We start from the raw sequence: 14,264 nt of genomic DNA, 5'->3' as shown, positions 1-14,264 counted from the left end.
ACCAGCGACCCTCTGATTAACAGTCAGATGCTCTAACCAGCTGAGCTAAGAAGGAGTGCTGGTTATCCAAAAACGCCTTTGAGTATTCATTTTGAACATAATCTCTTGTTCGTTTTGGGAATGCAATATTAGGGCTTTTAAATTATTTATGCAATATTTGTAGCGAAAAAAAAGACAAAAACATCAACAAAAAACGTATGAGCCTGATAATCATAGGTACTGTAGCATTTGATGCTATTGAAACTCCCTTCGGAAAAACAGATAAAATAGTAGGTGGCGCTGCAACTTTCGCTAGTTTAGCCGCATCTTACTTCTATAACAAGACAAAAATTGTTGCGGTAGTTGGCGACGATTTCAAAAAAGAGGACATTGAAACCCTAAATAACCACGGTATAGATACCGAAGGCCTACAAATTAAAGAAGGCGAAAAATCTTTCTTCTGGAGTGGAAAATATCATAACGACATGAACAGTCGCGATACCCTAATTACAGAATTAAACGTGTTAGAAAACTTCGACCCAATAATTCCAGACAGCTACCAAGACTGCGAATATTTAATGTTGGGTAACCTAACACCACAAATCCAGCGCACAGTTATCGAACGATTAAAAAATCGTCCTAAATTAATTGTACTTGACACCATGAACTTCTGGATGGACATTATGATGGATGACTTGCTGGAAACCATCAAATTGGTAGATGTTTTGACTATCAACGATGCCGAAGCCCGCCAATTATCGGGAGAATATTCTCTGGTAAAAGCAGCTAAAAAAATCCTAACCATGGGACCAAAATACCTGATTATCAAAAAAGGTGAGCACGGCGCATTATTGTTCCACGAAGACAAAATTTTCTCAGCTCCAGCATTGCCTTTGGCAGATGTTTTCGATCCAACTGGTGCTGGCGATACTTTCGCTGGTGGTTTCATTGGTTATTTGGCTAAAGTTGGCACCATCAACTTCAACAACATGAAAAACGCATTAATTTACGGTTCTGCATTGGCTTCATTCTGCGTAGAGAAATTCGGTACAGAAAGATTGTTAGACCTAAGCCAAGAAGAAATCACTAACCGTTTACAGCAATTTGTAAGCTTAAGTAGTTTCGAAATTAAGCAATAATATTTTTAGAAGCGCACTAACACTGCTACTAAACACAGATAGTCCCGTTTTACGCTGTACCTACGGTGCCGCTACAACCGGGGCTATTTTTGTTAAGGCACTGCCACTAAACCAACATTCCAACCCGCTCAAATTTCTCGAAAACCGCGTCCGTATGTGGCGCATCGACCAGTTCTTCTGTTAAATCCTGCCCTGCCCAATGCTCGTAATGTTTGCCATTTTTCCATAAGCGACTTTCGGTAACATCGTAAATAACACCCTTATAAGCCACCCAAATCTGAGGTTTATCCTGTCCGTTGCGCAATGCCAATTGCTGTTTAGTATAAGTTTGTAATTCCACTATACCGAACGTTTACGCATTAAAAACTCAAAAATATACACACTTACCAACAGCATAGATAGAGCAACAAAATGGTTTTCAATTGGAATTTTAGCAACAAACATTCCCGTGAGCTGATTTTCGGCTACATGCAAAACTCCATTCCAAAACAATATTCCATACACTAAATAAAAAGGAACAAGCATTACCAAAAAAGCACGGTAAGCCTTATACATAAATCTTAGTCTACCTATATACTCTATAGAAAATAAAACAATAGCAAGTGTAGCAAACGTCAACAAGGTGTACCATTTAGTGTAGCCAAAAAACAAAAAAGCAACACACAAACCCAACAACAGGTTACTTACAGCTAAGCTATATTTCTGCAAATCGTTCTTTGGAAACCTGATATTAAAATATTGATATACACTCACGGCAGCAAAACTAAAACTGAAGTTCAATAGATATAGCTCCAGAGGGATATGTCCAATAACTACTCCTATGGTACTATCGATATTAAAAAATAACAATCCAGCTAATTGCATGGCCAGTGTTATAGCAGAGAAAATAATTGCAGAAACCAAACTTGCACTTATTGTTGCTTTAAAAGTTTCTTTATTGAGGATCTTTTTATCTAAATGTAAAAAATACGGAAACACTATTAGGCCTAGCGTTAAAAACAGAAAAGCAAACTTCATCATCTTGTGGTATTAATCCACAAAAGTATAATTTTATAAATGGTTTTAGACGATATCCAAATTTGTACTTCCCATCTGGTTTAAGTGTTCGCTATTTCAGCGACCACTTAAATCTTAAATAGAAAACAAAGACTTCGTCTGAAAATATAGCACAAGCGAATACATAAAAATAGAGCTGTTGAAATTGCTCTTTTTTAAAAAAATATCACAGAAAGTTATTTCGGTCTGGAGACCTTGGTTTGTAAAAGAAATTTAAGTGATCCGCTGGAACACTTAAACTAGATAGGGTTTTAGACGATATCCAAATTCGTACTCCAAGCTTGAAGGCCGCAAACTAAAAAGCCCCGATTTTATTCGGGGCTTTCAATGTGTCTGTTAAAATTAAGCTCTATCAGCAGAGTAATTTTTTAAATATTTTTTCAGTTGACCTCTAGCAACGTGAATTCTAGTTTTCACCGTTCCAATCGGAATATTCAACTCTTCGGCAATTTCGTGGTATTTAAATCCTTCGAAATATTTAATAAATGGTATGTAATACTCTGGCGCCAAAGAATCTAGAGCTTTATTAATGTCTTTTAGCACAAACTTGCTTTCTACCGCATTATTAGTTGCGCTGTAGTGTAAATTTGCATAGGTAATATCATCACTTTGTGTAATTAGCGCATTGGTTTTTACCAAGCGTCTGTAATTGTTGATGAAAGTATTACGCATGATAGTAAATAACCAACCTTTCAAATTGGTTCCTTCCTTAAACTTACTATAATATGTTACAGCTTTCAACATGGTATCTTGCACCAAATCATTCGCGTCTTCCAGGTCTTTAGTAAAATTTAAGGCAAATGATTTCAAAGAGGTAGAGTAGTCGTTCAATTGTTCGTTAAATTGCAGCTGTGTCATATTCTTTTTAGTTTTTAGTTAATAAAGAACAGATGCTTGATGGGCGGCAACTGTCATAGTCGTGTAATACATTACAACTATGATACCAAAAACGGCAAAAACTACTGTCGAAATTTACAATTATGAAAATTTTACTCTAAAAAGCGCTAGAGACCGTTAGAGGGCATACTATTAAAGAATATTTACTTCTCTTTCTAAAAGCACTCCGAATTTTTGTTGTACAGTATTGATTATTTTTTCCGAAAATCTGTACACCTCCTGTCCTGTTGCACCACCATGATTAACCAACACCAAGGCCTGGTTTTTCCAAGTTCCAGTGTTACCGTCTACTATACCTTTAAAACCACAAGCTTCAATTAGCCAACCCGCGGCCAACTTTACCCTAGTGTCTGGAGCTGGATAATGTGGCATGTCTGGAAATTGCGACACCAACTCATCGAACACCGTCTTGTCTATAATTGGATTTTTAAAGAAACTACCCGCATTACCAATTGTACTTGGATCTGGCAGCTTGCTTACACGAATAGCAGCCACCACTTCAGATACATCAGCAATAGTTGGATTTGTAATCTCCCTTCTTTCCATTTCGGTATTGATTGCACCATAGTGCGTTTGGACGTTAGCTGTTTTCGAAAGTTTATAAGTTACCGAAGTAATGATGTACTTACCTTTAAGCTTGCCTTTGAAGACACTTTCGCGATAGGCAAATTCACAATCAGCCCTACTAAAAGTTTTAATTTCGCCAGTGGCAATTTCAAAAGCAGTGCAGCTTTCAAGCACGTCTTTAATCTCTACGCCATAAGCACCTATGTTCTGTATTGGTGAAGCGCCAACCGTGCCGGGTATTAAAGTTAGGTTTTCTATACCTGCATAGCCTTTGCTAACGCAGTATTTCACTAAATCATCCCAAACTTCTCCTGCACCTGCAGTAACGAAAACATCATCTCCTACTTCTTTTACACTAATACCGTTGATACTAACTTTAAGTACCAGCCCATCGTAATCTCTAGTAAAAAGCATATTACTGCCTCCGCCTAAAACCAGCAACTTATTTTCTTTAACCAAAGGATTACTGAAAACCTCTGCTAAATCTTCTTCGCTGGTAATATTTGCAAATAGTTTGGCATTAACGTTTATCCCGAAAGTGTTAAGTTGTTTTAAGGAGTAATTTTCTAAAAGCGGCATTGAGCTATTTTTATTGCAAAGGTAATAATGATTTACGATTGCGAAACTTAAAACTGTTAACTACCAACACCAATTGTCTGCCTATTGTAAATTACTATAAAACGTAAAAAAAATCCTCCGGAAACTTTTGTGTTAAAAAAAGTTTCCATAGTTTTGCATCGGATTTTTGAAAGGAAAATAAATTGGAAGTAAGAGATTATATCATAGACGGGGCCGACAAACTTTTTTGCCAATACGGTTTTAAAAGTGTGACGATGGATGATATTGCGAAACATTTGGGCATATCCAAAAAAACCATCTATCAGAATTTTAAGGACAAGAATGAACTCATCAACATTCTTATCCACGATAGGATTGTAAACCAAGACCTACAGATGAATAAGTGTTTTGTAGAGTCTGAAAACGCAGTTCAAGAAGTTTTTTTTAGCATGCAAGACATGGATTACTTTTTAGCCACCATGAACCCGATGCTATTTTATGACTTACAGAAATATCATCAGCAAGCTTGGCAAAACTTTGTCGCTTTTAAAGAAAAGGAAATAGGCAAAACTATAATGGCAAATCTCGAAAGAGGTAAAAAAGAAGGTTTGTATAGAGAAGAACTTAACACAGAGATTATAACTAGACTCCGCTTAGACCAAGTAGAAGTTGTGTTTTCGCAAAACGAACATTACGACACCAAGAAAAATAGCTTAGCTAGCATCATGATTGAAATAACCAGACATTTTTTGTATGGGATATGTAACAAAGAAGGGGTTAAGTTAATCCATAAGTACGATGCAGAATTTTTAAGCAAACAAGAAAACGCAAAAATTATTTAAACCCAGCATTCACCCAAAAATTAATAATTATATCAACTATGTTTAGAATAAAAACGGCAAAACTGTTATTTCTGCTGGCCATCAGCTTCAGTTTGCCAAGCCTAGCCTTAGCACAGCAACCCATCACACTTAAAGAGGCTTTAAAATATGCTTTGGACAACAACACAGCTGCAAAAAAAGCAGTACTAGAAATTGACAAAGGAAAATTTAAAACCCAAGAAGTAAGAGCGCAGGCATTACCACAACTTACAGGAAACGTTGGTTTAACTTACAATGCTATCATTGGCCAATTGGTTGCCGATATTGGTGGCCAAACCCAGTCATTTAGAATGGGCCAAGCTTGGAATTCGGTTGCAGGCGTACAATTATCGCAACAATTATTTAACCAACAAGTCTTTACTGGTTTACAAGCCGCAAGGTCTAGTGAGGCTTATTACAGATTAAATGCGCAACTAACGCAAGAGCAGGTAATTGAACAAGTAGCTAATAACTACTATCAGGTATTGGTAAACAGACAGCAGTTAAATGTGATTGACACCAATATCAAAAATGTTAAAGTGGTAGAGAAAATTATCTCTAACCAATTCCAAAACGGTTTAGCTAAAAAAATTGATGTTGATCGTATCAATGTAAACTTAACCAATTTGAATACACAAAGAGAGCAGGTGCTAAATGCAATTACTCAACAAGAAAATGTATTAAAGTTTTCTATGGGTATGCCGGTTAACACTCGCATCACTTTACCTGCGTCAGAATTGACAGATGTAGATCAAAACCCACTTTTGGCAGACACGATTAACTTAGATAACAGAACCGAGATGAAGTTAATGGATGTACAAAGAAAATTGCTCGACTTGCAACGTAAAGCTTATGTTTCTGAGTATTATCCTACACTTTCTTTGAATGCAAACTATAACTACAATAGCCAATCTAACAGTTTCGATTTTTTAAAATCTAACAGGAACGCTATCGGTTTTGATGCTTCGGCAATTGGCTTAACGTTACGTGTTCCAATCTTCAATGGATTTTTAACTCGCTCTAAGATCAGACAAGCAGATGTAGAAATCAAACAATTTGAAGCAGATCGTTTTGAGCGTACCAACTCGTTGAATATGGCTTATGAAAATGCTAAAATTCAATTACGCAATAGTTTAAACACCATTAATGCACAAAAGAAAAATGCTGAGTTGGCCAGAGAAATCTACGTAAGCACGCAGAACAATTACAATAACGGATTGGCTTCTTTAACAGATCTTTTAGATACGGAGAACTCGCTAACACAGGCTCAAAACAGTTATACGCAAGCTTTGCTAAACTATAAAATAGCCGAGATACAGCTAATCAAGTCTAAGGGAGAGATCACAACTTTAGCTCAATAAACCAAAAATATAGAAGAAATAATATCAAGAAAATGAAACCATCATGATTTACAAAACACAAAAGTAGATCGTTAAATCATAATAGCTTCATTACCATAAAATATAAATAAATAAACTAATGAAAAGAGTAATCACCATAATTGTTGTAGTAGTTGTAGTGTTAGCTGCGATATTCTACGTATTAAATAACAATAAAAAGAAAGAGCAAGAAGCAACAGAATTTATTGCGAAAGGCAGTGGTGCCGTTGCTGTAAAAGTTGCTAATGTAGAGCGTAAAGAAGTTAACTTAGACTTCACTGCCAACGGTACTTTTGCTCCAAATCAAGAATTAAACTTTAGCGCAGAAAACTCTGGTCGTGTAAGCAAAATTTATGTTGAAGAAGGTAGCCGCGTAAGCAAAGGCACTGTTTTAGCTAGAATTGATGCTGAAATTTTAAACACGGATAGAGAAACTGCTGAAGCTACCTATCAAAATGCTGTGAGAGACTTACAACGTTACGAAAGCTCTTTTGCAACCGGTGGTGTTACTCAACAACAGTTAGACCAAGCTCGTTTAAATACACAAAATGCGAAACTTCGTTTGCAACAACAACAACGTAAATTGAGCGATGCTAATATCAGATCATCTATCAACGGTATCGTTAACAAAAAAATGATTGAAGTAGGTGCAGTTGTTGCTCCTGGAACACAGTTATTTGAAATTGTTGATGTTTCTAAATTAAAATTGAAGGTAAACGTAAACGAAGGTCAGGTAGCTAACTTAAAAATTGGCGATAGAGTTGAAATTCAGTCTACAGTGTTCCCTGACGAAAAATTCTCGGGTAAAGTATCTTTTATTGCAGCAAAAGCTGATGGCACTTTAAACTTCCCAATTGAAGTTGAAGTAGCTAACAATGTAAAAAATAGCCTTAGAGCCGGGATGTACGGAACAGCAGTTTTCAAATTCCCTAAACAAACACCTGTAATTTTAGTACCTCGTACTTCTTTTGTGGGTAGTGTAAGCAGCAACGAAGTTTATGTTTTAAACAAATCGAAAAACACTGCCGAAACTCGTAAAGTGGTTTCTGGACGTATTTTGGGTGAGAACGTAGAAATTGTAGATGGCTTAAAAGAAGGCGAAACAGTAATAACGAGCGGTCAGATTAACTTAACTGAAGGCACTCCGGTTTCGATTATAAAGTAATTAGATATGCGTATTGCGATAAAAGTATTGAGATCGGTTTCAAAATCTCAATACGCAATACCCACTACACAATACTAAAAGAAAAAAATGAAAATCACTGACATATCTATAAAAAGGCCTTCGCTGGTAATTGTGGTATTTACCGCACTTACGCTGTTAGGTTTACTGAGTTATTTCTCGTTAGGATATGAGCTTTTACCAAAGTTCTCTCCAAACGTAGTATCTATCTCTACTATTTACCCAGGCGCTTCGCCAAATGAGGTAGAAAGTACCGTTACCAAAAAAATTGAGGATGCCGTTTCTTCGATGGAAAACATCAAGAAAATTAACGCTAACTCTTACGAAAGTTTATCGGTAGTAATTATTACCCTAAATGATAAAGCACAAATAGACATTGCACTAAATGATGCACAAAGGAAAGTTAACGCAATTTTGGCCGACTTACCAGACGATGTAAAACAACCATCGTTAAGTAAGTTCTCTTTAGATGACTTCCCTGTGATCACGATGTCTGCATCAGCGAAAATGGACGATATTGCGTTCTACGATTTGATGGACAAACGTATCGCTCCAATTATTTCTCGTGTAACCGGTGTAGCCCAAGTTAACTTAATTGGTGGATCTGAGCGTGAAATTAAAGTTGCCTTAGATGCGAAGAAAATACAAGGCTACGGTTTATCTGTACCAAGCGTACAACAAGCTATCTTAAGTTCTAACTTAGATTTCCCTACTGGAAGTGTTAAAACTAAAGCGCAAGACATTTTAGTACGTTTATCTGGTAAATATGCCAGCGTAGAAGAAATGCGTAATTTGGTAGTTACTACTGCTAAAGATGGTGCACAAATCCGCCTAGGCGAAATAGCCGACATTCAGGATACGCAAAAAGAAACAGAGAAAATTGCTCGTATCAACAGAGCTAATTCAATTGCTGTACAAATTATTAAACAAAGTGATGCCAACGCCGTAACGGTGAGTGAAGGCACAAAAGCAGTTATCGATACCCTAAAAAGCAATTACAAAAACATTGGCTTAGACATCAAAATCGTTAACGACAGTTCCGACTATACCTTACAATCAGCAGATGCGGTAATCCACGATTTAATGCTTGCCGTTGTGTTAGTAGCAATTGTAATGCTTTTCTTCTTACATAGCTTGCGTAATGCGGTTATTGTAATGGTTTCTATCCCAGCATCGTTAATTGCTACATTTATTGGTATATCAATGTTTGGCTATACCCTAAACCTGATGTCGCTACTAGGTTTATCTCTGGTAGTAGGTATCCTAGTGGATGATGCGATTGTGGTGTTGGAGAACATCCAACGACACATGGAGATGGGCAAAAACAAAGTACGTGCAGCTATCGATGGTACTCGTGAAATCGGTTTTACCGTAGTATCTATCACCTTCGTAATTGTGGTAGTGTTCTTCCCTATCGCCATAAGTACCGGTATGGTAGCCAACATTCTACGCCAGTTCTGTGTGGTAGTAATTATATCCACGCTATTATCGCTGGTAGCATCGTTTACCATTGTACCTTTAATTTTCTCTCGTTTTGGTAAACTAGAACGTATCGAAGGCAAAAACATCTTTGGTAAATTTATCCTTTGGTTCGAAAAACAACTCCATAAGTTTACCCAATGGGTAACTAGAATACTAGAATGGACCTTGAAACATAAAGCCATCACCTTAGTAACAATGGTAGTATTGTTCTTTTCTTCTTGTGGATTATTGGGCGCAGGTTATATCGGATTCGAGTTCTTCCCAAAATCAGACAAAGGCGAGTTCTTATTGCAAATTGAGATGCCAAAAGACGCATCTTTAGAGCAAACCAACCTATATACGCAAAAAGCAGAAAACTACTTGAGCGATAAAAAAGAGGTTGTTCAAATGATTACTACCGTTGGACAATCTAGTGGAGGTATGGGGGCTACTACAGCTACTGCATACAAATCTGAAATCAACGTGAAATTGGTTGATAAACCAGAGCGAAACAATGTATCTTCAGATATCATTTCTACTACCTATACTCGTGAGTTAGAAAAGATTTTGGTTGGTGCGAAATTAAAAACCGTGCCTATCGGTATCTTAGGAACTGCTGATGATGCCCCAATTCAGTTCGTAGTTTTAGGATCTGATTTAGATACCGTATTGGCTTTTGCAGAAAAAGCAGAAAAAGTGATGGCCAAAATTCCTGGTGCTACACAAACTAAGCTTTCGGTAGAAAAAGGAACGCCAGAAATTAACGTAAAAGTAGACCGCGATAAAATGTCGGCTTTGGGCTTAAACCTACAAACTGTAGGTATGACCATGCAAACGGCCTTCGCTGGTAATACCGATGGTAAATTCCGTCAAGGTGAGTATGAGTATGACATCAACATCCAATATCAAGATTTTGACCGTAAGGATATTGATGATGTGCGTAACCTTTTGTTTGTAAACCAAGCTGGCCAGCAAATTAAACTTTCGCAATTTGCGGAAATTAAAGAAGGTTCTGGACCGAGTTTGTTAGAACGTTTAAATAAATCTACGTCGGTAACCGTACAAGCACAAACGGTAGGTAGACCAACAGGTTCTGTGGTGACAGATTTCCAAACAGAGCTAGGTAAAATGCAAAAACCTGCGGGCATCAGTTTTTACTGGGCTGGTGATCAAGAAAACCAAAGCGAAGGTTTTGGTACTTTGGGTATCGCCCTATTAGCAGCTGTAATTTTAGTTTACTTGATCATGGTTGCCCTATACGATAGTTTTGTTTATCCATTTGTGGTAATGTTCTCTTTACCTTTAGCATTAATTGGTGCCTTGCTTGCATTGGCTTTAACCAACAACGCATTGGGTATCTTTACCATTCTTGGTTTCATTATGCTAATGGGTCTAGTAGCTAAAAACGCAATTATCTTGGTCGATTTTACTAACCAAATGAAAGCGCAAGGCAAATCTACCCACGAAGCCTTGATTTTAGCTAACCACGCTCGTTTACGTCCAATCTTAATGACCACCATCGCCATGGTAATCGGTATGCTACCTATTGCATTGGCAAGTGGTGCCGGTGCCGACTGGAAAAATGGTTTGGCTTGGGTAATTATTGGAGGTTTAACCAGTTCGCTCTTCCTTACATTGGTGGTTGTACCAGTGATGTACCAAATTTTCGATAACATTTTAGAGAAGTTTGGCTTCAACAAAAAAGGAAAAACCATTGAAGAAATGATGGTAGAACCTTACGACCACAAGGATGTAAACGAGTGGGAGCAACACCACTAAGAATTTTTCCCAACACACAATAAAACCAGTCCCGATAGCAATTAGTTATCGGGACTTTTTTTATCCATTGTTAGCCGTCATTGCCAGCTCGACTGGCAATCGTAATGCTATAAAAGGCTAAAACAAGGATGAAAGTCTCAAACGTTTGAATGTTTTTTACTGTCTGAAAAGCAAAACCATTCGCTTCGCTTAAAGCAAGCCGGGCTTTACGCTTCTCCCGATGAAAAATCGGGATCCGCTGCAATCCCGTTTATTTAACTCAAGCCTGTTTTCCATATCAAAGTCTTTTTTCCAGCAAGTGTAAGTTTTTATAACAACCTGCAACTTATATCAAAAAGAACATGAATATGAAAAGAACAGCACTAATATTAATTGCAATAATCGCTTTAGCCAGTTGCGGAAAAAACTCATCTCCAGATGGGCGGGCACAATTAAGAGACGCAGAACTTTCTCAAAGAATAGAAAAGCTGGAACAAAAACAAATTGTTATTTTAGATAGCTTACAATTGTTAAACGAAAAAGTAAAAGCGATGCAGCAATAGCCCAAGTTCTCGTCATTGCGAGGTACGAAGCAATCTTAAAGCAAATTACAGATTTTAGACGTTATAAGATTGGTTTGCTTCGCAGCTACTTCGTGGTCGTACCTCGCAATGACGACCTTTATTATTACGACTTTCAAACTAACTTATACATAAGCCTCCAACGCTAACGAATGAGCGAAATAGAATTTCTTGAACTCTTATCCCAAAACCAAGGAATTATTGGTAAAATTTGTAGTGTCTACTGCAACCAGCGGGAAGACTACGAAGATTTATTCCAAGAAATCACCTATCACGCTTGGAAAGGTTATCCATCCTTTAGAGGTGAGGCAAAATTTAGCACTTGGCTTTACCGTATTGCTTTAAATACTGCCATTAGTTCGTTCAGAAAAAGAAAACCAGCTATAGATCTCGTTTCAGTTTTACCAGATCACATTACGGAGCAGTCAATTGAAGCTAAGGAGCAAAAACAGCAATTGCTTTGGGCAATTAAACAATTAAATGAAGGTGAACGAGCCATCATTGCAATGTATTTAGACGAGATGAACTATCAAGAAATTGCCGAAATTATTGGCATTACAGAGAACAATGTGGGCGTAAAAGTTAACCGTATTAAAACTAAACTCCATAAAATACTAAGTCATGGAAATAGATAATTTAAAATCAGCTTGGCAGGAAATACCAACTACTCAAAAGGGTAAAGATGAATTAAACCTAATGCTAAAAAAAAACAGTCACCCTATTTTAGCATCAATAAAAAAACAGCTTATCATAGAGCTTTTAGGTTTCACAGCATTGCTGTTTTGTTATTATTCGATGTTTGACGGTGCAGAAAAACCATTATTTGTGAATATCATTATTGCCATAGCTATTTTTGCTCCAATCTTACATCACCTCAAAGGTTATCAATTACAAAAACAATTCAGAAGCAGCAAAAATCTCAGAGAAGATTTAACGGATTTTGCAGCAAAACTAAAAACGTTCCGCATTGAAACGCTCATAGCTAGGATTATCTTTTTTTCTGGAATAATGTTGTTCTTTACTTATAACATCGAATTTTCAGAAAGTAAATGGTTGGCATTAGTAGTCATCTTGGCGATTTTTTCCGTGCAGCTTTTCTTTTCGTATAAAGTTTGGTCTGGCAGAATAAATAAGTTAAAATCAGTGTTGCAAGAATTTAGCAACTATGTTGGTTGACACTTGATTAATCGTTAACCTTAAATATGCCGTCACCCCCGTGAAAACGGGGATCGTAAAGCTGAAGCCATGTGTCTTAAATCTATATCGCATTACGATTGCCAGTCGAGCTGGCAATGACGAAGAGCCTAACCAACCTGCTGTTCGACATTTGTAATGTCGAACTACGTATCGAAGGATTTGTAATCCTTTATTGTCAAAAAAATCGAAGCGCAGCATAACACTGTTTAGGAACTACAAATTCAAAAGAGCAGTGACGAAAATTTTAGCCACCATGCTACAAGCCTTAGTTAATTAAACCTGATAGAAGTGAATGCCGTTTTTCTCGGCAGCAACGAATAGCAGGACTACCACAGCCAAGCGCTACTTACATTGTTTTTCAAAAAAATTATTTTATCGCCCTGATTTTACTCACCAGCAAACTAATCAGAATACCAAAACAGCCAACTATGGCAAATGAATAGCTCAGATTAAACAATTCAGAAATATAACCAATTAGCGGCGGCCCCATCAAAAAACCAAAATAACCTATACTAGAAACCATGGCAATAGCTAAACTAGAGGGTAATTTATCGTTATTACCAGCAATGGTATAAATCATTGGAATAATTACAGAAACGCCAATACCTACCATCATAAAGCCAATAGTTGCTACAGCTAAATACGGAAAAACTACCGACAAGAACATCCCAATAGAAACCAAAATACCACAAAACTGCAGCATTTTTTTACGTCCGTAAGAGGCTATGAATTTATCGCCAATGAAACGGCCGATGGTCATCATTGCAGAGTAAGAAGCGTAACCCAAAATCACCCATTTAGCAGGCGCATGAACAATCTCTTTGAAATAAACGCCACTCCAATCCATCATTGCGCCTTCGGCAGCCATGCTACAAAAAGCAATAATGCCTAGCTGTATTAAAACTCCCTGAGGTTTTTGTAAGAATTTAGGTTTGGCTTTCTGTGCGGCTTTACCAATCAACAAAAAGCGATGGTTGATAAAAATATGAACCCAAGCTAAGGGAGCGATAATCCAAAAATGGGTAGTTGTCGCTAAATGCAGGTTCATCATTAACAAGCCAACCAACGCACCTGTAAACAATCCTAAGCTCCAAGAGCCGTGAAACGAGGACATGATAGGCTTGCCATAATGCCCTTCGGCGGTAACTGCCTGCGTATTTAAAGCGATGTTGCAAAGGTTTCCAGAAATACCGAATAAGAGTAAAAAGAAAGCCAAATGCCAACCGTGTGTGGCCAACGCCAAATTGGTTAAACACAGTGCATATAACGGTGTGGCTAAGGTTAGGATTTTCTTGCTGCCATAAATGGCCACCAACCGCCCAGAAAGTGGCATTGTAATTAACTGCCCAATAGGTAATGCTAATAAGATACTTCCCAAAGCAGCATCCGAAAGGTTTAAAGCGGCTTTTAAATCGGGAATACGACTTGCCCAGCTGGCAAATACCAAACCCTGACCAAAGTAAAAAAGCGACACTGATAAACGGATGGTCTTCTTACTATATTTAGAGGTTTCTTTAACAGATAAATCGTTACTATCGGCAATTGTTGACATGAAAGAACGGCGTGGATTAAAATTTCTGCAAAGGTCTGCAAAAGACTAGACAATGTAGTTATACCTCTCCTATTCTTTCTATTTTTAACATTGAGAT

Annotated in this window: 13 protein-coding genes; 8 read left to right on the top strand and 5 right to left on the bottom strand. The window is 37.4% G+C overall.

Annotation, left to right across the window (positions count from 1 at the left end):
- Window positions 1–197: 197 nt before the first annotated feature.
- Window positions 198–1,118, top strand: coding sequence for a PfkB family carbohydrate kinase (locus REI64_RS13080; protein ID WP_308850581.1), 921 nt, complete (start codon window positions 198–200; stop codon window positions 1,116–1,118).
- Between the two features lie 106 nt (window positions 1,119–1,224).
- Here the strand turns inward: REI64_RS13080 and REI64_RS13075 are convergent, their stop codons facing one another.
- From REI64_RS13075 to murB, 4 genes are all read right to left on the bottom strand, one after another.
- Window positions 1,225–1,458 carry a cytochrome b5 domain-containing protein gene (locus REI64_RS13075; protein ID WP_308850580.1) on the bottom strand — a complete coding sequence of 78 codons (234 nt, stop codon included), beginning with the start codon at window positions 1,456–1,458 and terminating at the stop codon, window positions 1,225–1,227.
- Window positions 1,458–2,138 (bottom strand): lycopene cyclase domain-containing protein, encoded by a 681-nt coding sequence (locus REI64_RS13070; RefSeq protein WP_308850579.1) that lies wholly within the window; start codon window positions 2,136–2,138, stop codon window positions 1,458–1,460. Before REI64_RS13070 ends, REI64_RS13075 begins: the two co-directional genes overlap by 1 nt.
- A gap of 378 nt (window positions 2,139–2,516) precedes the next feature.
- A complete protein-coding gene (locus REI64_RS13065) occupies window positions 2,517–3,032 on the bottom strand; it encodes an RNA polymerase sigma factor (RefSeq protein ID WP_308850578.1) in 516 nt (171 codons plus the stop codon).
- Window positions 3,033–3,203: 171 nt separating this feature from the next.
- Window positions 3,204–4,217, bottom strand: coding sequence for a UDP-N-acetylmuramate dehydrogenase (gene murB / locus REI64_RS13060; protein WP_308850577.1), 1,014 nt, complete (start codon window positions 4,215–4,217; stop codon window positions 3,204–3,206).
- A gap of 182 nt (window positions 4,218–4,399) precedes the next feature.
- Here murB and REI64_RS13055 point away from each other — a divergent pair, with 182 nt between their 5' ends.
- From REI64_RS13055 to REI64_RS13025, 7 genes are all read left to right on the top strand, one after another.
- Window positions 4,400–5,038 carry a TetR/AcrR family transcriptional regulator gene (locus REI64_RS13055; RefSeq protein WP_308850576.1) on the top strand — a complete coding sequence of 213 codons (639 nt, stop codon included), beginning with the start codon at window positions 4,400–4,402 and terminating at the stop codon, window positions 5,036–5,038.
- A 38-nt stretch (window positions 5,039–5,076) separates the two neighbouring features.
- Window positions 5,077–6,417, top strand: coding sequence for a TolC family protein (locus REI64_RS13050; protein ID WP_308850575.1), 1,341 nt, complete (start codon window positions 5,077–5,079; stop codon window positions 6,415–6,417).
- A 118-nt stretch (window positions 6,418–6,535) separates the two neighbouring features.
- Window positions 6,536–7,600 (top strand): efflux RND transporter periplasmic adaptor subunit, encoded by a 1,065-nt coding sequence (locus REI64_RS13045; protein WP_308850574.1) that lies wholly within the window; start codon window positions 6,536–6,538, stop codon window positions 7,598–7,600.
- Between the two features lie 87 nt (window positions 7,601–7,687).
- Window positions 7,688–10,858, top strand: a complete 3,171-nt coding sequence (locus REI64_RS13040; protein WP_308850573.1) for an efflux RND transporter permease subunit — start codon at window positions 7,688–7,690, stop codon at window positions 10,856–10,858.
- Window positions 10,859–11,205: 347 nt separating this feature from the next.
- Window positions 11,206–11,400 carry a hypothetical protein gene (locus REI64_RS13035; protein WP_308850572.1) on the top strand — a complete coding sequence of 65 codons (195 nt, stop codon included), beginning with the start codon at window positions 11,206–11,208 and terminating at the stop codon, window positions 11,398–11,400.
- A gap of 170 nt (window positions 11,401–11,570) precedes the next feature.
- A complete protein-coding gene (locus REI64_RS13030) occupies window positions 11,571–12,053 on the top strand; it encodes a sigma-70 family RNA polymerase sigma factor (protein WP_308850571.1) in 483 nt (160 codons plus the stop codon).
- Complete coding sequence (locus REI64_RS13025) at window positions 12,040–12,594, top strand: hypothetical protein (RefSeq protein WP_308850570.1); 555 nt, start codon at window positions 12,040–12,042, stop codon at window positions 12,592–12,594. The genes REI64_RS13030 and REI64_RS13025 overlap by 14 nt, the downstream gene beginning before the upstream one ends.
- A 388-nt stretch (window positions 12,595–12,982) precedes the next feature.
- On the opposite strand, the gene REI64_RS13020 is transcribed toward REI64_RS13025, so the two are convergent.
- Window positions 12,983–14,167: an MFS transporter gene (locus REI64_RS13020; RefSeq protein ID WP_308850569.1), complete on the bottom strand. Its 1,185-nt coding sequence runs from the start codon at window positions 14,165–14,167 to the stop codon at window positions 12,983–12,985.
- Between the last annotated feature and the right edge of the window lie 97 nt (window positions 14,168–14,264).

Origin of the sequence: Pedobacter sp. (assembly GCF_031119335.1) — a bacterium.
In the GTDB taxonomy this organism is placed as follows: domain Bacteria; phylum Bacteroidota; class Bacteroidia; order Sphingobacteriales; family Sphingobacteriaceae; genus Pedobacter.
The sequence above is the reverse complement of the archived record's forward strand: the minus strand, read 5'-3'. Positions and strand labels throughout refer to the sequence as shown.

Bases quoted from the DNA above. Each gene is read 5' to 3' on its own strand.
- murB (WP_308850577.1), bottom strand. From the start codon at position 4,217: ATGCCGCTTTTAGAAAATTACTCCTTAAAACAACTTAACACTTTCGGG.
- REI64_RS13025 (WP_308850570.1), top strand. From the start codon at position 12,040: ATGGAAATAGATAATTTAAAATCAGCTTGGCAGGAAATACCAACTACT.
- REI64_RS13045 (WP_308850574.1), top strand. From the start codon at position 6,536: ATGAAAAGAGTAATCACCATAATTGTTGTAGTAGTTGTAGTGTTAGCT.
- REI64_RS13080 (WP_308850581.1), top strand. From the start codon at position 198: ATGAGCCTGATAATCATAGGTACTGTAGCATTTGATGCTATTGAAACT.
- REI64_RS13035 (WP_308850572.1), top strand. From the start codon at position 11,206: ATGAAAAGAACAGCACTAATATTAATTGCAATAATCGCTTTAGCCAGT.
- REI64_RS13050 (WP_308850575.1), top strand. From the start codon at position 5,077: ATGTTTAGAATAAAAACGGCAAAACTGTTATTTCTGCTGGCCATCAGC.
- REI64_RS13070 (WP_308850579.1), bottom strand. From the start codon at position 2,138: ATGATGAAGTTTGCTTTTCTGTTTTTAACGCTAGGCCTAATAGTGTTT.
- REI64_RS13040 (WP_308850573.1), top strand. From the start codon at position 7,688: ATGAAAATCACTGACATATCTATAAAAAGGCCTTCGCTGGTAATTGTG.
- REI64_RS13030 (WP_308850571.1), top strand. From the start codon at position 11,571: ATGAGCGAAATAGAATTTCTTGAACTCTTATCCCAAAACCAAGGAATT.
- REI64_RS13020 (WP_308850569.1), bottom strand. From the start codon at position 14,167: ATGTCAACAATTGCCGATAGTAACGATTTATCTGTTAAAGAAACCTCT.
- REI64_RS13065 (WP_308850578.1), bottom strand. From the start codon at position 3,032: ATGACACAGCTGCAATTTAACGAACAATTGAACGACTACTCTACCTCT.